Here is a 26,995-nt window from a genome sequence, read left to right on the forward strand (position 1 = left end):
TCCGGACGGTATTTGATGTGATTAACTATTTCATTCTTGTACTGTCCGGGCTTATGAGTTACAAAGAAAATACGATAAAAGGATTAATATAAGAACATGATCAAAAGTACAAGTTTAAAAAGAATTAAATCACTTTTGATGGCTGCTATATTCAGTATTTCAATAATATCCGCTGCTATCGTTTCAAGTGCAGCTGATCAAATTCCTTTCCCATATGACGCAAAATATCCGTACGGAGCCTACAGTTCCTTGGCTGATAGCCAGTCAAATGCTGATAACTTACTTCGCAGTGAATGGGAACAGTGGAAAAGTGCACATATTACTTCAAACGGAGCTAAAGGTTACCGCAGGGTTCAAAGAGACGCATCTACAAACTATGATACGGTTTCGGAAAGCCTTGGTTATGGTATGTTGCTTGCGGTTTACTTTGGAGAACAACAATTATTTGATGACTTATATCACTATGTTAAATTGTTTTTAAATACAAATGGACTTATGTCCTGGCGTATTGATTCTAACGGAAATATAATGGGAAAAGACGGTGTAGGTGCTGCTACAGATGCGGATGAGGACATTGCGGTATCCCTTGTATTTGCTTACAAAAAGTGGGGAACAAGCGGAGGATTTAATTACCAATCTGAAGCCAGAACTTATGTAAGTAACATATACAATAAAATGGTAGAGCCGGGTACGTATGTAATAAAGTCAGGGGATTTGTGGGGCGGTTCGGATGTTACTAATCCATCATATTTTGCTCCTGCGTGGTATAGAATCTTTGCTGATTTTACAGGTAATTCAGGATGGATTAATGTAGCAAACAAATGCTATGAAGTTGCCGATAAAGCAAGAAACAATAATACCGGACTCGTTCCTGATTGGTGTACGGCAAATGGTACTCCGGTTTCTGGACAAGGTTTTGATTTCTATTATGATGCAATTCGTTATCAGTGGAGAACAGCTATTGATTACAGTTGGTACGGAACTGCAAAAGCGAAGACAAATTGTGATGCTATATCAAACTTCTTTAAGAATATTGGTTATGCTAATATAAAAGATGGCTACACCATATCGGGAAGTCAGATAAGTTCAAATCATACAGCTACTTTTGTGAGCTGTGGTGCTGCAGCTGCAATGACTGGTACCGACACTACATATGCGAAGAACATCTATAATGAGTGTGTTAAAGTAAAAGATTCAGGTAACTACATATATTTTGGGAATACCTTAAGAATGCTGAATCTTTTGTATACTACGGGTAACTTCCCCAATCTATACAATTACAATTCTCAGCCACAACAGGGCTTAAAAGGCGATGTCAATAATGATGGTGTTATTGATTCACTTGATATTGCTGCCCTAAAGAAAGCCATTTTAACTCAAACAAATTCTAATATTAATTTAACAAATGCTGATATGAACAGTGACGGAAATATTGATTCCATTGATTTAGCTCAGCTAAAAGTTAAACTGCTTAAATAGAATTAACTATTTAAAGGAAATATGTCAAATTTAATTTTAGGGAGTGATTGCAAATTGCTTAAGACTAAAAGAAAATGGGCAAAAGCTATTGGCGTTGCATTATCGATTTCAGTTTTGTCTTCTTTGGTTTCGTTTATACCTCAAGCAAATACATATGCTGCAGGAACATATAATTATGGAGAAGCACTGCAGAAATCAATTATGTTTTACGAATTTCAACGTTCAGGTGATCTTCCGGCTGATAAGCGTGACAACTGGAGAGATGATTCCGGTATGAAAGACGGTTCTGACGTAGGAGTTGATCTTACAGGAGGATGGTACGATGCAGGTGATCATGTAAAGTTTAACCTGCCAATGTCATATACCTCTGCAATGCTTGCATGGTCTTTATATGAAGATAAAGATGCCTATGATAAAAGCGGTCAGACTAAATATATAATGGATGGAATAAAGTGGGCTAATGATTACTTTATAAAATGTAATCCCACAGCTGATGTATATTACTATCAGGTAGGTGACGGAGGCAAGGACCACACATGGTGGGGCCCGGCTGAAGTAATGCAGATGGAAAGACCATCTTTTAAAGTTGATGCTTCCCATCCGGGTTCAGCAGTATGTGCTTCCACTGCAGCTTCTCTTGCATCAGCAGCAGTAGTTTTTAAAGACAGTGATCCTACTTATGCATCAAAGTGCATAAGTCATGCTAAGAACTTATTCGCAATGGCTGACAAAGCCAAGAGTGATGCGGGTTATACAGCTGCTTCAGGCTTCTACAGCTCAGGTGGATTTTATGACGACCTTTCATGGGCTGCAGTATGGTTATATCTTGCTACAAATGACAGTACTTATCTTGATAAAGCAGAATCCTATGTACCGAATTGGGGTAAAGAGCAACAGACAGATATTATAGCCTACAAATGGGGACAGTGTTGGGATGACGTACATTACGGTGCTGAACTTCTACTTGCAAAGCTTACTAACAAACAGTTATATAAGGACAGTATAGAAATGAATCTCGACTTCTGGACAACCGGTGTTAACGGTATGCGCGTTTCTTATACACCAAAAGGTTTAGCATGGTTATTCCAATGGGGTTCATTAAGGCATGCAACAACTCAGGCATTTTTAGCAGGTGTTTATGCTGATTGGGAAGGTTGTACACCAGCAAAAGTATCTGTATATAAGGATTTCCTGAAGAGTCAGATTGATTATGCCCTTGGAAGTACAGGAAGAAGTTTTGTAGTAGGATTTGGAGTAAATCCTCCTCAACATCCTCATCACAGAACTGCTCACAGTTCATGGACAGATCAAATGACTTCCCCAACATACCATAGGCATACAATTTATGGTGCATTGGTAGGAGGACCGGATAATGCAGACGGTTATACTGACGAAATAAACAATTTTGTCAATAATGAAATAGCTTGCGACTATAATGCCGGATTTACAGGCGCACTTGCAAAAATGTATAAGAGCTTTGGAGGAGATCCTATTCCAAACTTCAAGGCTATTGAAAAAATAACCAACGATGAAGTTATTATAAAAGCAGGTTTGAATTCAACAGGTCCTAACTATACTGAAATCAAAGCTGTTGTGTACAACCAGACCGGATGGCCTGCAAGAATAACAGACAAGCTTTCATTTAAGTACTTTATGGACTTGTCTGAAATCGTAGCAGCAGGAATTGATCCGTTAAGTCTCACAACCAGCTCAAACTATGCTGAAGGTAAGAATACAAAGGTTTCCGGCGTATTGCCATGGGATGTTTCAAAGAATATTTACTATGTAAATGTTGATTTGACAGGTGAAAAAATTTATCCGGGAGGTCAGTCAGCCTGCAGAAGAGAAGTTCAGTTTAGAATTTCAGCACCACAGGCAACAACCTATTGGAATCCTAAGAATGACTTCTCATATGATGGATTACCAACCACCAGTACTGTAGACACGGTTAAAAATATTCCTGTTTATGATAATGGAGTAAAAGTATTCGGTAATGAACCTGACGGCGGCTCGGTAGATCCTGATCCTGAAATCTTGTACGGTGATGTAAACAGCGACAAGAGTGTAGATGCATTGGACTTAGCTGCTATAAAGCTATATTTACTTGGCGGCAGTTCAAGTATAGATGTTAAAGCGGCAGATACATATAAGGACGGAACTATTGACGCCATAGATCTTGCCACTTTGAAAAAATTCTTGTTGGGGACAATTACTAAATTGCCTCAGGGTTAAGAAGAAGCTTTTGTAAGTATAAGAAGTTTTTAATGCTTGCATTACTTATGAAATGTAAGCTTAAAAAATAAAAAAATTTTTACTAGGAGGTAAATATGAAAAAAAGGTTAGTGAAGAAAGTTGCGATGCTTGTGGCAATCGTGCTGGTTCTATCTTCTTCAATAGGACAAGCATTTGCCCTTGTTGGAGCAGGAGACTTAATTCGAAACCACACCTTTGACAACAGAGTAGGTCTTCCATGGCATGTGGTTGAATCATACCCTGCAAAGGCTAGTTTTGAAATTACATCTGACGGTAAGTACAAAATAACTGCTCAAAAGATTGGCGATGCAGGAAAAGGTGAAAGATGGGATATACAGTTCCGTCACAGAGGGCTCTCATTAGTAAACGGGCATACATATACTGTAAAGTTTACAGTTACTGCCAGTAGAGCCTGCAAAATCTACCCTAAAATAGGTGATCAGGGCGATCCATATGATGAATACTGGAACATGAATGATCAATGGCAATTCCTTGAGTTACAGGCTAATACTCCTAAAACTGTAACACAGACATTTACACAGAAAAAGGGAGACAAGAAGAACGTTGAATTTGCTTTCCACCTTGCTCCAGATAAAACTACATCAGAAGCACAGAATCCATCAAGTTTTCAACCGATAACTTATACTTTTGATGACATTTATATTCAGGATCCTCAATTTCCTGGATATGAACCAGATCCAATTGAACCTACTAATGTTGTACGTTTAAATCAGGAAGGATTCTATCCTAATTCTGATAAGATAGCAACAGTAGCTACAACTTCAACAACTCCAATTAACTGGCAGTTGGTTAATAGTGCAGGAACAGCAGTTTTAAGCGGAAAATCAACCGTTAAAGGCGCTGACCATGCATCAGGTGACAATGTTCATATCATTGATTTCTCAAGTTACAAAACAGCTGGTACCGGTTATAAGATAGTAACAGATGTTCCTGTAACAAAAACCGGAGACAATGAGAGTATGAAGTTCAACATTGGAAATGATATTTATACAAAAATGAAATACGATTCAATGAAGTATTTCTATCACAACAGAAGTGCTATTCCAATAGAAATGCCATACTGTGATCAATCACAATGGGCTCGTCCTGCAGGACATACAACAGATATACTTGCTCCAGATCCAACAAAGGATTACAAGGCTAATTACAAACTTGACGTTACAGGCGGTTGGTACGATGCCGGTGACCACGGAAAGTATGTTGTTAACGGTGGTATTGCAACATGGACTGTAATGAATGCATATGAACGTGCTCTTCATTTGGGAGGAGATACTTCAGTTGCTCCGTTTGCAGACGGTACATTGAATATTCCTGAAAGCGGAAATGGCTATCCTGACATACTGGATGAAGCTCGTTATAATTTAAAAACATTATTGAACATGCAGGTTCCGGCAGGAAATGAATTAGCAGGTATGGCTCACCACAAAGCTCATGACGAACGTTGGACAGCTCTTGCTGTACGTCCTGACCAGGATAAAATGGATCGTTGGTTACAGCCTCCAAGTACAGCAGCTACATTAAATCTTGCTGCTATGGCTGCACAAGGTTCACGTCTCTGGAAACAGTACGATGCCGCTTTTGCAACTAAGTGTTTAACTGCAGCAGAAACTGCATGGGATGCTGCTGTAGCACATCCTGCAATATATGCAACAATGGAACAGGGTGCCGGCGGTGGAGCATACGGAGATAACTATGTTCTGGATGATTTCTACTGGGCAGCATGTGAATTATATGCTACTACAGGCAGTGACAAGTATTTAGACTACATAAAGAGTTCTAAGCATTATCTCGAAATGCCTACAGAATTAACAGGCGGCGAGAACAATGGTATTACAGGAGCTTTTGACTGGGGTTGTACAGCAGGTATGGGAACATTAACACTTGCACTTGTTCCTACAAAACTTCCAGCAGCTGATCTTGCTAAAGCTAAAGCTAATATTCAAGCAGCAGCTGACAAGTTTATAGCAATAGAAAAAGCTCAGGGTTATGGTGTACCACTAGAAGAGAAAGTAATTTCATCTCCTTTTGATGCATCTACTGTTACAGGTTTCCAATGGGGATCAAACTCCTTTGTAATTAATGAAGCAATAGTTATGTCATATGCTTATGAATATAGTAATGTTAATGGCACAAAGAATAGCAAATATATCAATGGTGCTATAACAGCAATGGATTACCTCCTCGGACGTAACCCAAATGTTCAGAGCTTTATAACAGGTTATGGTGATAACCCCCTTGATAATCCTCATCACCGTTTCTGGGCATATCAGGCAGACAACACATTCCCGAAACCACCTCCAGGATGTTTGTCAGGCGGACCAAATTCCGGTTTACAGGATCCATGGGTTAAGGGTTCCGGTTGGCAGCCAGGTGAAAGACCCGCTGAAAAGTGCTATATGGATAATATTGAATCTTGGTCAACAAACGAAATAACCATCAACTGGAATGCTCCTCTTGTATGGATGTCTTCTTACCTTTCTGAAGTAGGACCAAAGATTGGTGATACAGATATTCCTAAAATTCTTTTAGGTGATATTAATGCTGACGGTGAAAGAGATTCATTGGACTATGCTGCATTGAAGAGAGCTCTGTTAACACAGGACTTTTCTCATATAGATTTAGCAAATTCTGATATAAACAAAGATGGCGCCATTGATTCAGTTGACTTAGCTAGACTAAAAGGATTCTTGTTAGGAAAGATAGAACTATAATTTTGAAGTAATATATGGAACAATAGGAATGCTTTATGCATTCCTATTGTTCCTATCCTATTATAAGTTTCAAGTCTTTGAACGGATATGTTATTTCCTTTAATTAAAATGTCTATAGTCATTTTATAGTAATAAATATATTGAATAAACAAGGAGAAAAGCCATGAAAAAAGTAATATTGGCAATATTGATAATTGTTTGTGTGACTGCTGCAGTAATATTTGGAGTAAACCATTTTAAATCTGATTCAGAAACATCAACTTCAACAATAAGTAGTACAGCATCATCATCTCCATCTGCTTCGGTGTCCACATCTTCATCAGCAAAAAGTTCAGATTCAAAATCAACTAAATCAACAGCCGCTAAGGACAGTAAAGATACAAAGAGCAATCCAAAGGACAAAACTCCTGGCGGAGAGGCAGAAATATCAATTGGAAAAGTAAGCGGAGCTACAGGTTCAACTGTAACAATTCCTGTAAAGCTTAATAAATTACCTGAAAAAGGAATTGGAAGCTTTAATTTCAATATTAAGTATGACAAAGATGCTCTTGAAGTTGTTGAGGTAAAACCAGGTGAAATTTTTGGAAGTAACAATTCAAACTTTGATTATACAGTTATTGATACAACCGGATTGGTTAGCTTTCTTTATACAAGCAGCAATAGTGGAAAAGATGCTATAACTAAGCCGGGAGTTATCACAAATATCACTTTCAAAATAAAGGATAGTGCCAAGAAGGGATCAATAATAATTTCACGAGGTACTGCAGGTGCATTTGGAGATACTGCACTCAAGAAGATTAATGCAGTATTTACTGAAGGTGAGATAACAGTTAAATAACTGATTTATGCGTGGAGTGTGTAAATATGGATAAAATGAAAAGAGTAAGTATATATGCCCTTATCGTTGCCATAGTAGTAACCATAACTCAATTTAGTTTTCAGTATGAATGTTCTTCTGCAACAGCCGCTTTTAACTATGGAGAGGCTTTGCAGAAATCTGTTTTATTTTATGAAGCACAGAGATCAGGCTCATTATCAACATCAAATATACCGACCAGATTATTGTGGCGTGGAGATGCTCAATTAACAGACGGACAGAAGGAAGGCTTAGACCTTACCGGAGGTTGGGTAGACGCAGGTGATAATATCAAGTTTGGTATTACATGTGCTTATACAACAAGTTTACTCGCTTTTGGTGCTATAGAGTATAAAGATGCATATGAAAAAAGCGGTCAGATGAAATGGCTTCAAAACCAGTTAAAATGGATTAATGATTATTTTATTAAGTGTCATCCCGAGCCAAATGTTTTTTGGGCTCAGGTTGGTATGACGGCAAATGATCATAATAACTGGGTTCCCATTGAAGTTACACATATAATAAACGACAGGTCAGCAATAAAGCTGGATGAACAGCATCCGGGAACGGAAGTAGCTATGGGAACAGCTGCGGCAATGGCTGCATCATCAATGGTATTCAGAAACACCGATCCGACATATGCTGATAAATTGCTTGAGCATGCAAAGCAGCTATATGAATTTGGAGATAAATACAGAGGTGTTTTTTCTGATGTAATAGCTAAAGTTGATCCTCAAGGAGCAGCTGCTTATACCTCACACAGCGGTTATAATGATGAACTGGTATGGGGTTCAATCTGGCTTTACAAAGCCATGGAAGCTAAGTCTTCAGGAAGCGGGTCTGATTACCTTGCGAAAGCAAAAGAATATTATAATGGAATTGGTAAAGAAGCAAATCAACAGGTTCATAAGTATAAATGGGCACATTGTTGGGATGACCAATCATTTGGATGTTATATTCTAATGTCTCAGATTGACCCTGAAACAAGCTTGTACAAAGAAGATGCAGAACGATGGTTAAACTGGTGGACTGGAGGTAGTACGGAAAACAATGCCGACGGCACCAAAATTTCTTATACTCCGGGTGGACATGCAAAATTGGACAGTTGGGGTTCTTTTAGATATGTCTCTACAACAGCATTATTTGCTTTTGTTTATTCCGATAAACTTAATGATACTGTAAAGAAAGCACGTTATCATGACTTTGCAGTAAAGCAAATAAATTATATATTAGGTGATAATCCCCGCAAAGCAAGCTATATAGTAGGCTTTGGCCAGAATTATCCTCAACATCCTCATCACCGTACGGCTCATAGCCCATGGGGACAAGAGATGGATACTCCAGCAGAACATCGTCATATTTTATACGGTGCACTGGTTGGAAGTGTTGATTCAACAGATGGATTCAATGATATTATTAGTGATTACGTTAGCAATGAAGTAGCCATAGACTATAATGCAGGACTTACCGGGGCTCTTGCAAGAATGTATACTGAATTCGGCGGAACTCCTATACCGGACAGTAGTTTTCCGTTACCTGATAAATCCTATCTGCCTAAAGATGAATGGCCTGTATTTGCAAAGACATATTTTAGCGGTACAAGTGGTACCCAATTTTCATTGTCAGTAGAAAATCGTTCAGCGTGGCCGGCTCGTCCAAGTGACCAATTAAAAATCCGGTACTTCTTTACCCTTGATGCCAATGATATAAGCGATATCAGCATAAAGGCTCCTGCATGGGTTAAAGTAACGGGACCAAATGCGTGGGATAAGGATAAAAAAGTTTATTACTATACTCTTGATTTGTCGGGTAAGAATATATATCCGAGTTATGGTTGGGGTGCCGGAGGACCTGAACTTGATTTTACAATAAGTTCAGCTTCCAATACATGGGATGTGTCAAATGACTGGTCCTATGGAAGTTGGGATACAACATACATAAATGGTACAAGAAAATATGCTCCGAATATTCCAATATATGAAGGTAACAGTTTTATAAAACTGGCCGGAAATGAACCGTCAGGCGGAAGCGAAGAACCTGTTGTTGTACCGGGTGATATTAATAAAGACGGAAATATTGATGCATTGGATGTTGCATTATTAAAAAAATATTTGCTGGGTTACTCTTTGGATTATGATATATCTGCAGCAGATATGAATTCCGATAAAAGTATTGATGCTCTGGATTTAGTACTGCTCAAGAAAGCTCTTCTGTCCCAATAGCATTTTTTTAAAATAAATATTCTAAAGTTATTGTCCGATGCCCGGTAAAGTATTTACCGGGTGATGGCAATGCCAGAAGTAATTAAATAAATTATTCCAATATAGGTTTAAGTAACATAATAATTAAAAAAGGGGGTATTATTTTGGATTTAAAGAAGTACGTCAAAAAAACGACAGCTATTGCTACGGCATTGGCGGTTGTTTCGTCAGTGTTTTTGAGTAGCAGTGCTTATGCAGGCTCAACAACACCTCCTTTCAACTATGCAGAAGCATTGCAAAAGTCACTGTATTTTTATGATGCTGAAAAATGCGGCCCCGGAGTAACCGGTGGCAAGATAGAATGGAGAGGCGACTGTCATGTGGAAGATTGTGAGCTTCCATTGGTTCCTATGAAAGACCATATAGGAACTAATATGTCACAGGCTTTTATTGATAAGAACAAGGCTTTTCTGGACCCGGACGGAAACGGAAGCCTTGATTTACATGGAGGCTTCCATGATGCAGGGGACCATGTTAAATTTGGATTGCCTCAGGGCTATGCTTTATCAACGCTGGGATGGGGATTCTATGAATTTAAGGATTCCTTTACAAAAATCAACGAAGAAGATCATATGAGAGATATACTCAAGTGGGGAAATGACTATTTCTTACGTTCCACATTTATGGATAATAAAGGAGAGGTAGTTGCATTTTGTTTCCAAGTTGGAGACGGAACTGTAGATCATGCATGGTGGCAGCCACCGGAACTGAATAAAAAAGAAGATGTACCAAGGCCAGCATACTTTGCAACCTCTGAGACCCCTGCCAGTGACCAATGCGGACAAGCATCAGCTTCATTGGCAATAAATTACTTGAATTTCAAGGATTCAGATCCAACATATGCAGAGAAATGCTTGGATACAGCAAAGGCTTTATACAGGTTTGCCGTAAAAAACCGTGGTTTGGGTGATTCAGGAGGATTTTACGGTTCTGCGTATGATGAGGACGAACTGTCATGGGCTGCTGTATGGCTGAACATTGCTACGGGAGAAAAATCATATATAAATGATATTACTGCTATTACTGATGGTAAATATACCGGATATATGGGCAAGATTATCAAATCTACTCAAGACAATTGGCAGAATATATGGGTACATTCATGGGATGTAGTATGGGGAGGAGTTTTTGCAAAACTGGCTCCTATAACAAATGATCCAATGCATTGGTACTTATTTAGATGGAACCTTGAATATTGGTCAGGTATCCCTCATGAGAATACTACAGACCAAACATTTATGGCCGCAACTCCGGGAGGCTTCAAGGTTGTAAATACCTGGGGCTCTGCAAGATATAATGCGGCAGCTCAGCTGTGCGCGGTTGTATATACAAAATATAAAGATAAGATGGATGTTACTGAATGGGCGAAGTCACAAATGGATTATATTCTTGGCGATAACCCAATGAAGAGAAGCTATGAAGTAGGATTCTCCGATATCTCTGCAAAGCATCCTCATCACCGTGCAGCCCACGGCTCAAAGACCCTCAGCATGAATGATCCTGTTGAACACAGGCATACTTTGTGGGGTGCATTGGTAGGAGGTCCTGATTCAACTGACAGTCATAATGATGAAACGACGGATTTTGTATCCAATGAGGTTGCAATAGATTATAATGCAGGCTTTGTGGGTGCACTCGCAGGATTATACAAATACTACGGAGAAGGTATGAAACCATTGGAGAATTTCCCTCCAAAGGAACCGGCTTCTGATGATTTCTATGCTGAATCAAAGCTTGAGCAGGAAAATAAAGAAAGAACTCAGGTTACTATAAACGTTCATAATGAAACCAGCAGACCGCCTCAATTTGTAGATAAATTAAAAGCCAGATATTTCTTTGACATATCTGAAATGCTTGCGGCAGGCCAAACTATAGATGACTTAAAAGTTGCGGTTATGTATGACGAAGGTAAAGCCAACGACGGAAAGGAAACAGCAATCAAAGGGCCTTTTGTATGGGATGCTGAAAATGGAATATACTACGTTGAAATAGACTGGACAGGAAATGCCTTCTATGGAGACCGGGAATTCCACTTTGGATTGGTTGAAAGCTTGGATTCAAACTGGAAATCTCACTGGGACCCAACCAACGACTGGAGCCGAAAAGGCATAGGCAAGGAATATGCTATAAACCAGAATATTTCTGTTTACAGGGGGGATGTAAAAGTGTATGGAAATGAACCGCCAAAAGGCAATGTAGGAGTAAAACTTGGAGATTTGAACGGGGATGGAAGTGTTGATTCCATTGACTATGCAATAATGAAAAAATACCTACTGTCACCAACAGGGGATGTAGATCTCAGTGTATGGGATATGAACAATGACGGTGAAATCAATTCTATTGACCTTGCTTTGTTAAAGAAAGCTTTAATTGGATAATAGCGGTCTTTATATTTTAAAAAGTAAGGAGGATTATTATGAAAAAAATTGTTACCTTGGCACTTACAACTGCAATGGCATTACTTGCAGTATTGCCGTTGCCGGCTTCTGCTGAGAAAACATACAAACTTGGTGATGTTGACAATGATACTTTTGTTTCAGCCCTTGATTTGGCAGCAGTGAGGCAACACATCCTTGGATTAAAAACCTTAACGGGTGAGGCATTTAAAGCAGCTGATGTAAATGCCAACGGGGAAATTGAAGCATTGGATTTATCAGAACTAAAGCAATTTCTTCTGGGAAAAATAACAAAATTTTCTGGAGAAGGACAGCAACAGCCGTCGGGAGTAGGGATAACCTGGATGGACGGAAAGACCTTGTACCCCGTTGGAGTAAACTATGCGTGGTACAATTGGTCATATGAGTTTTCAGATAATAACTGGAATTATAACTTCTCCAGAATAAAGAGTGATTTAGACACAATGTCTACTAAAGGAATACACGCTCTGAGGTGGTGGGTATTCCCGGACTTAGCATACGGTCCGTTATGGTCAGGTCCAAATGAAGGAAGTCTTTGTACAGGACTCCCTGAAAAGTGGGTTGACCATATGAAGGAAACCTGTGATTATGCATATTCGAAAGGCATAAAGATTTACTGGACAATAACCAGTTTTGATTGTGCAAGAGCAGATGATGCCTATGATCATGACGATATTATTGATAATTCTACGGTGCTTCAAAGTTTCCTTGACAATGCCATGAAACCCATACTGCAAACATTAGGTACACATCCGGGCGTACTGGGCTGGGATATTATCAATGAGCCGGAATGGATTATAAAAAAAGAAGATAATGGCGAGCCGAACAATAAGGGAGAAATCTTTCCACTTTCTGCAATGAGAAACTACATAAAAACTACATGTGAATTTATACACCAGTATGCTAAACAGCCTGTGAGCTTCGGAAGTGCAAATATGAAGTGGTTGGGCGCACAGTATGATTTATGGGACGGATTGGGTCTTGATTTTTATGATTTCCACTGGTATGACTGGGCGACACCATATTTTAACCCTGTTACAACCCCAGCTTCAAGTCTGAAACTGGATAAACCGGTAATAATAGGTGAAATGATGCCTGACACCCAGGGTTCTTCACTAAAAATGACACACAAGCAGGTACTGGATGCCATATACAAGAATGGTTATGCCGGGTATATGCTTTGGTCATGGAATGATGGAGCTTTTGACTGCAAGCCTTACGTTGGAAATAATTTTATTGATTTTGCAGCAGAGCATCCTGACGTAGTGAAATAGATTTATTTCAGCAATATAACCTGTCCGGTAGAAGATATTTCTGCCGGACAGTACTTCACATATTATTAAAGGGAGGGATAGTTTTTGAAAAAAAAATTAAGTAAATTAGGTGCATTGATCATTTCTGGAGTTATGTTAACTACTTCTTTTTTTGGCACAGGTACTTCCTTTGCTGCAAGTACATATGATTATTCAACTGCATTAAAGGACTCAATTATTTTTTATGATGCAAATAAATGTGGTCCCAAAGCAGGAGAAAATAATGTATTTGACTGGAGAGGCCCATGCCACACAACTGATGGAAGCGACGTAGGTGTTGATTTGACAGGTGGCTATCATGATGCAGGAGACCATGTAAAGTTTGGTCTGCCTCAAGGCTATTCGGCAGCAGTTTTAGGTTGGTCTCTGTATGAATTCAAGGATTCCTTTGATGCAACCGGAAACACTGCAAAAATGCTGCAACAGCTGAAGTATTTTACAGACTACTTCCTTAAATCACATCCCAACTCAACAACATTCTATTATCAGGTTGGAGAGGGAAATGCCGATCATACGTATTGGGGTGCACCTGAGGAGCAAACAGGTGACAGACCTTCATTATATAAGGCTGATTCCAGTCATCCAGCTTCAGACATTCTGAGTGAGACCTCTGCTGCACTTACTCTGATGTACCTCAATTACAAGAACATTGACTCCGCTTATGCAACAAAGTGTCTTACTGCAGCAAAGGAATTGTATGCAATGGGTAAGGCGAACCAAGGTGTTGGTAACGGACAGTCCTTTTATCAGGCTACCAGTTTTGGCGATGACTTGGCTTGGGCAGCAACATGGCTGTATACTGCAACCAATGATAGCGCATACATTACTGACGCTGAACAGTTTATAACATTGGGAAATACAATGAATGAAAATAAGCTGCAAGACAAATGGACAATGTGCTGGGATGATATGTATGTTCCTGCTGCTTTGAGGTTAGCTCAGATTACCGGAAAGCAGATATATAAGGATGCCATACAATTTAATTTTAACTACTGGAAAACTCAGGTAACAACTACTCCGGGAGGATTAAAATGGCTTTCAAACTGGGGCGTTTTAAGATATGCAGCAGCAGAATCCATGGTTATGCTTGTTTATTGCAAGCAAAACAATGATCAATCACTTTTGGATTTAACTAAAAAACAAGTAGATTATATTCTGGGTGATAATCCTGCAAAAATGTCCTATTTAATTGGTTTTGGAAGTAACTGGTGTATTCACCCTCACCACAGGGCAGCAAACGGTTACACTTATGCAAACGGAGATAATGCAAAGCCTGCTAAACACTTATTAACCGGAGCGCTGGTGGGAGGACCTGATCAGAATGATAAATTCCTTGACGACGCAAATCAGTATCAGTATACAGAGGTAGCCCTTGACTATAATGCAGGTCTTGTGGGTGTACTTGCGGGGGCTGTTAAATTCTTTGGGGGTACAATTATTAATCCTCCTGCCAAAAAAGGTGATTTAAATAATGATACCTTTGTTGATGCTATCGACCTTGCACTCTGTAAAAACTATATTCTCACTCAGAGCGGAGATATTAATAAGAATAATGCGGATATGAACGATGACGGCTCCATTGATTCAATTGATTTTTCTCTTTTGAAGAAAGCTTTATTAGGATAAAAGATGTTTAGGTATATTAGCTGACTCAATGCTTTGTTATTCATGGTTTGAATGGCAAAGCATTGACCAAGGCTATTTGAGTTTTATGCTGTACCTGCCGATGGGAGGATATAAATGAATAAAAAGTCGTTCATAATGTTAGCTTTTATTATTGTATTGCAGTTAGTATGCTTTACCCCGGGTATGAGAATCAATGCAGCTTCAACAGCAATAAGTGGTATTGTAAAAACAAACGGAACTTCTTTTATCCTTGACGGAAAAGCATTTCGCTTTGCAGGATGTAACAATTACGATTTGTTTACATACGGAGACGGCTCAAATGATGCCACTCCGGAGGATATTGAAACAAAATATATGAACAAGACCAGAATTGATGAAATGATGAGTAATATGGCTTCTGACGGAATAAAGGTTGTAAGGACATGGGGCTTTTCTCATGAGACCTGGCATGGATTTGAAAGCCAGAAAGGTGTCTATAATGAAGCACAATTCATGTTATTTGACTATATTCTGGAATCTGCAAAGAAGCACAATATCAAAGTAATCATTGTCTTGGAAAACTACTGGGAAGCTTACGGCGGAATTGACACAAGGTTAGAATGGGAAGGCCTTCCGGGAGTAACCCATCCAAACCGTGCTGCATTCTTTACAAATACAGGCTGTAAGGAACAGTACAAGAATTATATAAAGCATTTCGTAACAAGAATAAACCATTATACAAATGAACCGTATAAAAATGACCCGGCAATTTTCTCGTGGGAACTGATGAATGAACCAAGATATCAGGATGTAAGCGAGGAAGAGAATTTACAGGGGACTACACTTAGAGCATGGGTAGATGAAATGGGTAAGCTGATAAAGGACCTTGATCCAAACCATATGGTTAGTACAGGGCTTGAAGGTCAAGCAGCGAAATACGGTTATGGCGCCAATGCCGGTAATCCTTTCGTTTATATTCATCAGTCTCCTTACATTGATTTTACCACCGCTCATCCTTATCCGGACGAGGGCTGGGCAGGGTTGAATCCTGAGCAGGCAGCAAAACTTGTTGCAACATGGATTGACGAATCTCACAACATTGTTAAAAAGCCTTTTGTTATGGAAGAATTTAACACCCATAGCAATAAAGAGCAGTATTGGACGGCAATGTATGAACAGATTGAGAAATTAAATGCTTCCGGTGACTTATTCTGGGCTTATGCTTCTTATTCAGGGGGATTCTACCTGACACATGGAGATCCGTTGTTAAAGAGTGTATTTGCGCCTCATGCTGAAAAAATGGCGAAAGATACTACGGTTATACCTGCAACTCCGGGTGACCTTAACGGGGATGGAAGTGTGGATGCACTTGATTTTGCAAAAATGAAAATGTATTTACTTAATCAGAATGGTTCTGTTGATATGGATATCTGGGACCTGAATAATGATGGACAGATTGATACCCTTGATCTTGTATCATTAAAGAAAATCCTGCTTAATTAAACTAATAATTAAAGGAGAAAAACCTTATGAAAAAAAGAATTGTATCAATGCTTTTGGCATTAGCAATGGTATCAACTATGATGTTGTCAAACCATGGTCTTACTGCATCAGCTGCTGTAGATACAAATAATGATGACTGGCTTCATTGTGTTGGCGACAAAATATACGATATGAACGGTCGTGAAGTTTGGCTTACCGGTGCAAACTGGTTTGGTTTTAACTGCAGTGAAAATGTATTCCACGGTGCCTGGTATGATGTTAAAAACATATTGACCAGCGTTGCCGACAGGGGCATAGGATTTTTAAGAGTGCCTATTTCAACTGAACTTTTGTACAGCTGGATGGTTGGTAAACCAAACAAGGTTTCCAGTGTTACAGCCAGCAATAATCCTCCATATACCGTTATTAATCCTGATTTTTATGATGCTGAAACTAAAGGCACGAAAAACAGTATGGAGATATTCGATATTATAATGAAGTATTGCAAAGAGTTAGGTATCAAGGTAATGATAGACGTTCACAGCCCTGATGCAAACAACTCAGGACACATGTATCCATTATGGTATGGTCTTGAAACGCCTACAGCAGGTATGATAACTACAGATAAGTGGATAGACACCTTAACATGGCTTGCAGACAAGTATAAGAATGATGATACAATACTTGCCATAGACTTGAAAAATGAACCTCACGGAAAAAGAGGTTACAAGGCTGAAGTTCCTACTGATATTGCAAAATGGGATAACACTACGGATGAAAATAACTGGAAATATGCAGCTGAAAGATGTTCAAAAGAGATATTGGCTGTAAATCCAAAATTGTTAATAATGATTGAAGGTATTGAACAATACCCAAAAACTGAAAAGGGCTACACATTTGATACTCCTGACATATGGGAGGCTACCGGAGACGCTGCTCCTTGGCACGGCGGATGGTGGGGCGGAAACTTAAGAGGTGTTAAGGACTATCCTATTAATCTGGGTTCATTAAACAGTCAGATAGTATATTCACCTCATGACTACGGTCCTTCAGTATATAACCAATCATGGTTTAATAAGGATTTCACAACCCAAACCCTTCTCGATGATTACTGGTACGATACATGGGCATTTATAGACGATCAAAAAATTGCTCCTCTTCTTATCGGTGAATGGGGAGGATTCATGGACGGTGGAAAGAACCAGAAATGGATGACTTTATTAAGAGATTACATGATTAAGAATCGTATCAACCACACTTTCTGGTGCTTGAATCCTAACTCGGGTGATACAGGCGGATTGATAGGAAATGACTGGTCAACATGGGACGAAGAAAAGTACGGATTGCTAAAGCCTGCATTGTGGCAAGCAAACGGCAAGTTTATCGGACTTGATCATCAGATTCCTCTGGGTAAAAACGGAATGTCTCTGGGACAGTATTACGGTGACGGACCAATTATAGTAGACCCTGTCCTTTTAGGAGATGTAAACGATGACGGAAATGTTGATGCTCTGGATTTGGCAGCTATGAAGAGATATTTGCTCGGTATAAATCCAGAAATAAACGTAACTAATTCTGATATGAATTCTGATGGAGATATAAATTCCATTGACTTTGCACTGTTAAAATCAAGTGTTCTTAGTAAATAATAAAATAGGCTGCCGAAAATATTCGGCAGCCATTACTTTATCTTTTAATATACCAAATATGTTTATTCGTTTGGAGATTGCCAGGTTCCGTAACCGATTAATTGTTTTAAGAGCAGAATGTACTCAGATGCAGCTTTTGACAAATACCGGTTTCTCTTATATGCAACAAGAATGTCACGTTTAGAAAAGGAAGTATTTAGTTTATAGTATACAGGATGTTTCTGATAATTTCCGTACCGTATAAGGGTATCTGGAATAAAAGAACATGCAATACCGGCTAAGGTCCAAGAAAAAGCAGTTTCAATACGATCTGTGTACATTGTATTTTGATGACAAAACTCAGAAAACTGAGATAATTCGGTGGTGACAGTATAGTCATTATGAATAAGAACAAAGTTCTCTTTCACACAGTCAGACAATGTAAGAGGGCGAGTTTGAAATAATGCAGAGCTGTCATAAATTATGTCCTTGGCACTTAGCTGATAAGCTTCTTTTCCATTGTTAAAAGGACTGGAATTAGGAACTGCAAGGTAAAGCTGTTCCTGAGCCAGAGTTTCAGTTTGAAGGAACTTATTGTCCATAAAACCTGAAAGTATACATAAATCCAGATGACTATCTGCAAGTAAGGCTTCAAGATTTGCTTCTTCATTTTCAACAATATGTATATCAACGCCGGGGTACTTTTTCTTGAAGGATACAATACTTTTTGGAAGCATACAGGAGGCCCTGAAAGGAATAGTTCCTATAGTAAGCTTACCTGTATTGAGAATTGACAGGTCTTTCAGCTCATTATCCAATTCTGCCATGATGGTTTGAATCTTACGAGCAGCACTTACATAAAGCTCTCCCGCATATGTCAGCTTTATGGGAGTTGTACTTCTGTCAAATAATTGTACATTAAGTTCAGTTTCAAGGTTTTTTACAAATTGACTCAAAGCCGGCTGAGATATAAGGAGTTTTTGAGAAGCTTTTGAAAAGCTTCTCTCGTCTGCAAGAGTAATTATATATTCCAACTGTTGAGATGTCATGAAAAAAATCTCCATAAATATAATATTATAAGTCTTAACTTATAAAACTCATACTACTATAACATTTTAATTATTTCAATATATAGGAGTAAATAAAATATGAAAAATTCTAAAGAACGCCATACCCAAATCATAGAGCGTTCACTAATTTGTACAGGAAATAATTATAGAATTAAAACGGCAATGGAGATGGCAGGAAAAGGTCAGAAGGTAACAATTGCTTATCTTGGCGGTTCAATAACGGAAGGCTATAATGGTGGCCCTGATAATTGTTATGCAAAGTTAACCTGTGATTATTTTGCAAAAACCTTTGGTAAAGGTAATAACGTAAATTACATAAATGCTGGAATGGCAGGAACATCTTCAATAACGGGATTAATAAGGATTAATAAGGATTTATTAATCCATAACCCCCATATTGTATTTGTGGAATTTGCTGTTAATGATACAAAGAATAAAACAAATATGGCAGCTTTTGAAAGTCTTTTACTCAGAATTTTGAGTTCAGAATCTAAACCTGCCGTTGTATTAATATTTACAATATCAGAGTCCGGTTATTCCTGTCAGAATGAGATGGCACAAATCGGAAGACGTTATGATTTGCCTTTGATTAGTGTAAAGGATGCAATTGTTCCAGAGTTTGTTGAGGAAACAATGAAGTGGCAGGATTATTCTGATGACTATATCCATCCTCATAAAAAAGGCCATGAACTTATTACTGAGTTGATAATTTATTATTTTAATAAAGTTAATAAAGAGATTTGGAACGATATATATAATATTTCAGAAACTCCTGTAATCAGTAATGAGTTTGTCAAAATCAATATGTTGGATAATACAAGTACACAGATAAAAGCTTCAGGAGAATTCCTTCCTACTACTACCATTAATCAGTTCCCTAATGGATGGACACATAAACAAGGAAGTAAAATTGGAAAGTTCGCATTTAATATATATTGTAAAAATTTGTTTATAGTGTACAAGGAGTCAAAAAACACTGATACAGGGTCAGCAGATATCTATATTGACGATACATTTGTGCTCACTGTAAATGGCTTTAACAGCTCAGGATGGAATAATCCTGTAGCCAAATTATTATTTAACCATGACAATCCTGCAAACCATAATATAGAAATCAAAATGGCCAAGGGTTCTGAAAATAAAGAATTCTGTATTCTGGCCTTTGGCTACAGCGATTAATCACCTGATCATTAATCAATTAATTGGATATTTTCAGTAAAAGTATCAATATCTTTCCCGAAAAATTTATCTTTTTTTGTATAGGGAGAATACAAGGAAACCTTGAGGGTGCCGGAGTTGGGATTGAAATTGAGAAGTCTTAAAAGACCATTGCCTCCATTGGGGGCGCTCTGGTAATCAGAAAGAATTTCCAGAACCTTTCTTGTAGTTCCGTCAGAATTACAAATCATTCGGACCTTTTTATAAGCCCCATGATTATGTCCGCACAAGACCATAAAGACATTTTTGTTTTTAATTACAATACTGTCAGAGACTATACGGGCCTTTTCCGTCATCTCTCCATCTTCATCAAGATATTCATGTAAAACCAGAATAGCATTTTTGTCCGCATACTTTTGAAGAATGCTATTTGCCCAAGTTGTCGTTTCAAGAGAAGTTTCACTTCCAAAACCCAGGTACAGTATAATAAAGGAATGAGAGCTAAAAGATACCAGGTCGTAATGGTTGCGGTTATTATCCATACTGCCTCCATACCAAGGCTTACCTGCATAGCGGGAAGCCCCAAAATAGCTTTTGAAAACACTGTAATTAAGACCATTTATACTAACGTCATGATTACCTGCCAGTATACCATATGGAATGTTTTTATCATCAAGTTTTTTAAAGTTACGGCTTGCAACCTCCCACTGATTTACACATTTGGCATTATCTACGATATCTCCGGATACAATCAAATATCCGAAGGCTTTTCGGGTATAATTTTTGACAAACCAATCTCCAAGACAATCAAAAATATTAGGATAGTACGCTGAATAGTATTGAGGGTCGGAAAGCCAAACGATAGTAAAGGGTTTATCCTTACATGTATCTTTTGATTGCTTTGAGTAGAATGCCGCTTCTGCATGATAACAGTTAAAGAATAATGAAATAATAAAAAATACAGTAAATAAGCCTGTTAATATTCTTTTTTTCATAGAACTCCCCCTGTCAGTTACTAAATTTGTTTTTATAATATATAGTCTGCAAATCTTTTTAAAAAATATTATAAAAACAACTTCTTTACCTCCATAAAATCTTCACATAGAAATGATATTCTTACTAAAGGTTAAATACACAGATTACGAAATGAAGGAGGAAATATGATGAATATAATTCTTCAAGTAGAAGGCATGACATGTACAGGCTGCGAAACTAGAATAGAAAATGCAGTTAAAAAACTGGATGGAATTGAAAAGGTTAAAGCCATTTACAACAGTTCAAATGTTTACGTAACATACAATGCTGATGCCATTAAGCTTAAAACAATAATAGATACAATTGAGAAACTTAATTATACGGTGAAAAATAAGCCCTCAGATACGACAAATAACATAAAGACTTCAAATATTTCCAATAATGAGCCGGAATGGCCGGGAGTCGGTCAAATTGCAGGGATAGCGGTAATTGTACTGGCCCTCTATGTAATTATCAAAAATACTATTGGGTTTAACTTTGTACCTGAAGTGAACCAGTCAATGGGGTACGGAATTTTGTTTTTTATAGGGCTGCTGACATCACTGCATTGTGTGGCAATGTGCGGAGGGATAAATCTATCGGTATGCGTCCGGCACAAAGCATCAGACGGAGATTCGAAGCTTGATAGACTAAAACCAAGCCTGTTATACAGTGTGGGCCGTGTGATATCTTATACCATCATAGGCGGAATTGTAGGAGGAATAGGCTCAGTTGTCAGTTTTTCAGGTGCTGCAAAGGGTTTAGTTGCAATTCTTTCTGGTATTTTTATGGTTATAATGGGTATAAATATGTTGAATATTATTCCGGCGCTTAAAAAGTTTAATCCCAGAATGCCTAAGATTTTTGCCAAAAAAGTACATGAAAACAGCGGAAACCGCGGGCCTTTGGTAGTTGGATTACTGAATGGTCTTATGCCATGCGGACCTTTGCAGGCAATGCAGCTGTATGCCTTGGGGACTGGAAGTGCCATGACAGGGGCTTTATCAATGTTTCTATTTAGTCTTGGGACGGTTCCCCTAATGTTTGGGTTTGGCGCTGTCAGTTCATTCCTTAGCAGCAAATTTACACATAAAATGATGAAGGTAAGTGCTGTACTGGTATTGCTTCTTGGTATTATAATGTTAAACAGAGGCCTTTCCCTTTCTGGATTCAATACAAATCCAGTCTTTGGCGCATCATCTACCCAAGGGGGAGTTGCTAAAATAGAGGGAAATGTTCAGATAGTTACAACAAAGCTTGATTCCGGCAGGTACAGTCCTATAACGGTTCAAAAAGGTATTCCCGTTAGATGGATAATTACAGCTGAGTCAAAGGATATAAACGGCTGTAACAACAGATTAAACATACCTGAATACAATATTGAGAATATGCCATTAAAGGCCGGAGAAAATGTTATTGATTTTACCCCTGACAGGGAAGGCAAATTTGTATACAGCTGTTGGATGGGAATGATTAGCAGTAATATTAAGGTTGTAAGTGACGTGTCGTCTTTACGTGATGAAGACGTAACAGATAATAGCGATTCTCAAGGTGCTGTTTCAAGTTCAGGCGGCTGTTGCGGAGCCGCCTCCAAGGCTACTAAATTTGCAAACGGGAAGATTCCTACTGACGAAGTAGCTATTTCAAAGATAAACGGAGATAAACAGGAGGTAACCGTAACAGTAAACGATTATGGGTATTCACCTGCAGTTGTTATTTTACAGAAGGGTATACCTGCAACAATTAAGTTTAATACTGACAAATTGAACATATGCAATAGCATAGTTGTGTTTCCTGAGTATCAGGCACAGATGGATTTAAAGAATGAAAAGGAAACACCGGAATTGTCTCCGACTCTTGATTTTACCTTCCAATGTGGAATGGGCATGTTACATGGCTATGTAAAGGTGGTAGATAATATAAATACAATTAATATTGAAGAAATAAAGAATCAAGTAAACAGCTATACACCGTCTGCAGGGTCATCAGCAGGAGGATGCTGCGGATAATGTATAAAATATTACAACAATAAAGGAGCAGATAAAATGAATAGGAAAGAATCCCTTAAAATCACAGGAATGAGCTGTGCGGCTTGTGCAGCAAGGATTGAAAAGGGTCTGAATAAGCTTGATGGAGTTTTGAATGCAAATGTTAATTTTGCGGTAGAAAAAGCAACTGTTGAATACGATGACAGTTTGACCGATTCAGCAAAATTTCAGGAAACAATCCAAAAACTTGGTTATGGTGTTATAGAGGAAAGCGCAAAAACCGGAAACAAAGTTGAATTGAAGCTTTCCGGCATGTCGTGTGCGGCATGCTCTGCAAAAATTGAGAAAAAGCTTAATAAGACCGAAGGAGTAGTAAAGGCAGCTGTAAACCTTGCCACAGAAAAAGCAAATGTTGAATACGACCCGACTACGGTAAAAGTTTCTGACATAATTAAAATAGTTGAAGGCTTGGGCTATGGAGCGGAGATGGCTGAAGAGGTAAACAAAGATACTGAGAAAGAGCAAAGGGAGAGGGAGATAAAATCCTTGAAGCTTTCTCTGATTGTCTCGGCAGTGCTAAGTACTCCTCTTGTACTCGCCATGATACTGGGAATGCTGAAGCTTGACAGCCCTTTGCTTTCATTTCTTCATAATCAGTATTTTCAGCTGATAATAGCAACTCCTGTACAGTTTATAATCGGTTTCAGATTTTATAAACATGCATATTACGCATTGAAATCAAAAAGCGCTAACATGGATGTATTGATATCAATGGGTACATCAGCTGCATACTTTTTTAGTCTTTACAATGTATTCTTCGAGGAAGTTCATAAAGGCATGATGAAAGACTTGTACTTTGAGGCGGCAGCGGTTATTATTACGCTTATTTTGCTGGGTAAATATCTTGAAGCGGTTGCAAAGGGTAAAACTTCAGAAGCAATAAAAAAGCTTATGGGTTTACAGGCCAAGACGGCCAGAGTAATTAGAAACGGAACTGAAGAAGACATTCCTATAGAAGATGTTCTGCCCGGTGATGTGGTTGTTGTAAGACCGGGAGAAAAAATTCCTGTTGATGGTAAAATATTGGAAGGCAATTCATCCATAGATGAATCAATGCTTACAGGAGAAAGTCTTCCGGTTGAGAAGAAGGCAGGAGATGCTGTAATAGGAGCAACCATCAACAAATACGGGACCTTCCGTTTCGAAGCCACAAAGGTAGGCAAGGATACTGCATTGTCACAAATAATCAAGATGGTTGAAGATGCTCAAGGCTCAAAGGCTCCAATTCAGAAGATTGCCGACAAGGTTTCAGGTATATTTGTTCCTGTAGTAGTGGCAATTGCGTTATTAACCTTTGTAATATGGCTGATTGTAACAGGTGATGTGACAAAGGCAATAGTAAGTGCGGTGGCAGTTCTGGTTATTGCGTGTCCATGTTCCCTGGGGTTGGCAACTCCTACGGCAATAATGGTAGGTACCGGAAAAGGTGCTGAAAACGGAATACTCATAAAAGGCGGAGAACATCTGGAGATGGCATACAAGCTAAACGCCGTAGTTCTTGATAAAACAGGAACAATTACTAAAGGCCAGCCGGAAGTTACCGATATAGTTGTTATAGATACTTCCTATAATGAACAGGAAATATTAAGGCTTGCAGCAATTACAGAAAAAAGTTCAGAACATCCTTTGGGAGTGGCAATTTATGAGCATGGTAAACAACAACTTGGCAATATAAATGACCCTGACAGATTTGAAGCAATACCGGGCAGAGGCGTAATGTCTGTTTTAGACGGCAAAAGAATTTATATTGGTACCAGAAAGCTGATGAGTGAACAGGGTATTGATATGGGAAATGTTGAAGCTGCCATAGCAAGACTTGAAGACGAAGGCAAAACAGCCATGCTGATGTCTATAGACAGCCAACTTACTGCTCTTGTTGCGGTTGCGGACACTTTAAAGGAGAGTTCAAAGGCTGCAATTGCTGAGTTGAAAAATATTGGTATTGACGTATATATGATTACAGGTGACAATAAAAGGACAGCTAATGCTATTGCAAAACTGGTAGGTATAACTAATGTACTGGCGGAGGTACTTCCTGAAAATAAGGCAGAGGAAGTAGAAAAACTAAAGGCACAAGGCAAAATAGTAGCAATGGTTGGGGACGGAATAAATGATGCTCCTGCATTAGCTACTGCAGACATCGGTATGGCAATAGGCACAGGGACGGACGTTGCAATTGAAGCAGCAGATATTACCCTTATGAGGGGGGATTTAAGAACCATTCCGGCTGCCATAAGACTATCAAGAAAAACAATGACCAAAATAAAGCAAAATCTTTTCTGGGCGTTCTTCTACAATATTATAGGCATACCATTTGCTGCACTGGGATTACTCAATCCTATGATTGCTGGCGGTGCAATGGCCTTTAGCTCTGTTTCGGTAGTAACAAATTCATTAAGCTTAAAAGGTTATGAGCCAATGGATAACCGTAAGTTTGATAATGTTGAGGAATGGCAGAAACAAGAGTGGAATACGGGGAAAAAACAATAATCAGATATTAACGCATATTACCAGAGTTTTGACCCCGCAAATAATTATTAATAACACGAATTATATATTGACTGCTTGTATTTTTTGATTTGATTAAAGGAGGTGGTGAGAAGCAGTTTAATTAAAGTAGTCAAAAAAACTTGCTGAATCTTCGCCAAAAGCGCGAAGTACGGAGGAACCAAGAAAAAGGGGGTTAATCCATTTTATATGGTAGGGTGATCCTATTACCCGAACCCGGCAGCTAACTTCGGAAGCACACTATAGGAGGAGTAATGAAACAAAAGATTACCAAGGCAATTGCAGGATGTATTGTCACCCTGATTTTTGCATTTGCAGCTACGGCTGTTATGGCTGCAACAATGCCTGCAAAAGTAGTAGGTACAAGCGTAAAAATGAGAAAGTCACCAACAACATCTTCCTCAATTGTAACCAAATTGACAAATGCAAAAGTAACTGTTACAGACTATTCAAAAGGCTGGTACAAGGTTTCATATAACAAGAAAACCGGCTGGGTTAGCAGTAACTATGTTAAATTGCAGTCTGTAAAAGGAGTTATCAATGCAAGTGGTGTAAATTTCAGGAAAAGTGCCGGAACTTCAAGTAAGGTTATAAGCAAGCTTAAAAGAAGTACTTCCGTACAGATTCTTGATGTCCGAAAGGGTTGGAACAAGGTTAAGATAGGCTCAAAGGTGGGCTATGTATCATCCAAATTTGTGAATATATCAACTGCCAACACACAAATTTCCAGAGGTGCATCAGCAGCCGGATTTGCTGTCATTGAGAATGATGGCTCAGTAACCGGTAAACTCATTTCTTATGCCCGTCAATTTGAAGGGGTCAGATATGTTTATGGCGGGGCAAGCCCACAGACAGGTTTTGATTGTTCTGGTTTTGTAGGCTATGTATACAAAAGGTTTGATGTCAGTCTTAACAGGTCTGCACAAGGTATGTATTCTAATGGAGTTAAGGTATCAAAGGGCCAGCTGAGAGCAGGAGATATCTTATTTTTTGATGCTTCAAGCAGAAAAGAATCAGGACAAATAGACCACGCAGGAATTTATATGGGTGGGGATACCTTTATTCATGCATCTTCGTCAAACGGCAGAGTCCTTGTACAAAAGCTGTCTGAATACAGGGGTACTTATATTGGAGCAAAAAGAGTAATTTAGAAATAACGTAAATATTAAAT

Annotated in this window: 16 protein-coding genes and 1 riboswitch; of the genes, 14 read left to right on the plus strand and 2 right to left on the minus strand. The window is 38.6% G+C overall.

Annotated features, from left to right (window positions below; genetic code table 11):
• Positions 1 to 96 precede the first annotated feature (96 nt).
• From P0092_RS10450 to P0092_RS10495, 10 genes are all read left to right on the plus strand, one after another.
• The gene (locus P0092_RS10450; protein ID WP_004622336.1) at positions 97 to 1,479 is read left to right on the plus strand and encodes a glycosyl hydrolase family 8; all 1,383 of its coding nucleotides are present in this window, start codon (positions 97 to 99) and stop codon (positions 1,477 to 1,479) included.
• Between the two features lie 54 nt (positions 1,480 to 1,533).
• Positions 1,534 to 3,711, plus strand: coding sequence for a glycoside hydrolase family 9 protein (locus P0092_RS10455; protein ID WP_004622338.1), 2,178 nt, complete (start codon positions 1,534 to 1,536; stop codon positions 3,709 to 3,711).
• A 95-nt stretch (positions 3,712 to 3,806) separates the two neighbouring features.
• Positions 3,807 to 6,464, plus strand: a complete 2,658-nt coding sequence (locus tag P0092_RS10460; RefSeq protein WP_004622340.1) for a glycoside hydrolase family 9 protein — start codon at positions 3,807 to 3,809, stop codon at positions 6,462 to 6,464.
• Between the two features lie 163 nt (positions 6,465 to 6,627).
• A complete protein-coding gene (locus P0092_RS10465) occupies positions 6,628 to 7,302 on the plus strand; it encodes a cohesin domain-containing protein (protein ID WP_004622342.1) in 675 nt (224 codons plus the stop codon).
• 26 nt (positions 7,303 to 7,328) lie between these two features.
• On the plus strand, positions 7,329 to 9,542 hold the full coding sequence (locus tag P0092_RS10470; RefSeq protein WP_004622344.1) for a glycoside hydrolase family 9 protein: 2,214 nt from the start codon (positions 7,329 to 7,331) through the stop codon (positions 9,540 to 9,542).
• A gap of 143 nt (positions 9,543 to 9,685) precedes the next feature.
• Positions 9,686 to 11,959 carry a glycoside hydrolase family 9 protein gene (locus P0092_RS10475; protein ID WP_004622346.1) on the plus strand — a complete coding sequence of 758 codons (2,274 nt, stop codon included), beginning with the start codon at positions 9,686 to 9,688 and terminating at the stop codon, positions 11,957 to 11,959.
• Positions 11,960 to 11,997: 38 nt separating this feature from the next.
• Positions 11,998 to 13,272 carry a dockerin type I domain-containing protein gene (locus tag P0092_RS10480; RefSeq protein WP_004622347.1) on the plus strand — a complete coding sequence of 425 codons (1,275 nt, stop codon included), beginning with the start codon at positions 11,998 to 12,000 and terminating at the stop codon, positions 13,270 to 13,272.
• Positions 13,273 to 13,356: 84 nt separating this feature from the next.
• Positions 13,357 to 14,937: a glycoside hydrolase family 9 protein gene (locus P0092_RS10485; protein ID WP_276187192.1), complete on the plus strand. Its 1,581-nt coding sequence runs from the start codon at positions 13,357 to 13,359 to the stop codon at positions 14,935 to 14,937.
• A 114-nt stretch (positions 14,938 to 15,051) separates the two neighbouring features.
• On the plus strand, positions 15,052 to 16,419 hold the full coding sequence (locus tag P0092_RS10490; RefSeq protein ID WP_004622351.1) for a dockerin type I domain-containing protein: 1,368 nt from the start codon (positions 15,052 to 15,054) through the stop codon (positions 16,417 to 16,419).
• A gap of 26 nt (positions 16,420 to 16,445) precedes the next feature.
• Positions 16,446 to 18,047, plus strand: coding sequence for a cellulase family glycosylhydrolase (locus P0092_RS10495; protein WP_004622353.1), 1,602 nt, complete (start codon positions 16,446 to 16,448; stop codon positions 18,045 to 18,047).
• Positions 18,048 to 18,109: 62 nt separating this feature from the next.
• Here P0092_RS10495 and P0092_RS10500 read toward each other — a convergent pair whose 3' ends face one another.
• Entirely contained in the window at positions 18,110 to 19,090 is a 981-nt protein-coding gene (locus tag P0092_RS10500; protein WP_276187193.1) for a LysR family transcriptional regulator, read from the minus strand.
• 84 nt (positions 19,091 to 19,174) lie between these two features.
• Here P0092_RS10500 and P0092_RS10505 point away from each other — a divergent pair, with 84 nt between their 5' ends.
• Positions 19,175 to 20,275, plus strand: coding sequence for an SGNH/GDSL hydrolase family protein (locus P0092_RS10505; RefSeq protein WP_004622356.1), 1,101 nt, complete (start codon positions 19,175 to 19,177; stop codon positions 20,273 to 20,275).
• A gap of 11 nt (positions 20,276 to 20,286) precedes the next feature.
• Here the strand turns inward: P0092_RS10505 and P0092_RS10510 are convergent, their stop codons facing one another.
• Positions 20,287 to 21,249, minus strand: a complete 963-nt coding sequence (locus P0092_RS10510) for a metallophosphoesterase (RefSeq protein WP_004622358.1) — start codon at positions 21,247 to 21,249, stop codon at positions 20,287 to 20,289.
• A gap of 165 nt (positions 21,250 to 21,414) precedes the next feature.
• Here P0092_RS10510 and P0092_RS10515 point away from each other — a divergent pair, with 165 nt between their 5' ends.
• The 3 genes from P0092_RS10515 to P0092_RS10525 all read left to right on the plus strand — a co-directional run bounded on the left by P0092_RS10515 (position 21,415) and on the right by P0092_RS10525 (position 26,975).
• A complete protein-coding gene (locus P0092_RS10515) occupies positions 21,415 to 23,277 on the plus strand; it encodes an urease accessory protein UreH domain-containing protein (protein ID WP_242831808.1) in 1,863 nt (620 codons plus the stop codon).
• Between the two features lie 36 nt (positions 23,278 to 23,313).
• Positions 23,314 to 25,806: a heavy metal translocating P-type ATPase gene (locus tag P0092_RS10520; RefSeq protein ID WP_004622362.1), complete on the plus strand. Its 2,493-nt coding sequence runs from the start codon at positions 23,314 to 23,316 to the stop codon at positions 25,804 to 25,806.
• Between the two features lie 131 nt (positions 25,807 to 25,937).
• Positions 25,938 to 26,078, plus strand: a riboswitch (cyclic di-AMP (ydaO/yuaA leader).
• Positions 26,079 to 26,975: a C40 family peptidase gene (locus P0092_RS10525; RefSeq protein ID WP_004622364.1), complete on the plus strand. Its 897-nt coding sequence runs from the start codon at positions 26,079 to 26,081 to the stop codon at positions 26,973 to 26,975.
• Positions 26,976 to 26,995 lie beyond the last annotated feature (20 nt).

Origin of the sequence: Ruminiclostridium papyrosolvens DSM 2782, from assembly GCF_029318685.1 — a bacterium.
Lineage (GTDB): Bacteria > Bacillota > Clostridia > Acetivibrionales > DSM-1351 > Ruminiclostridium > Ruminiclostridium papyrosolvens.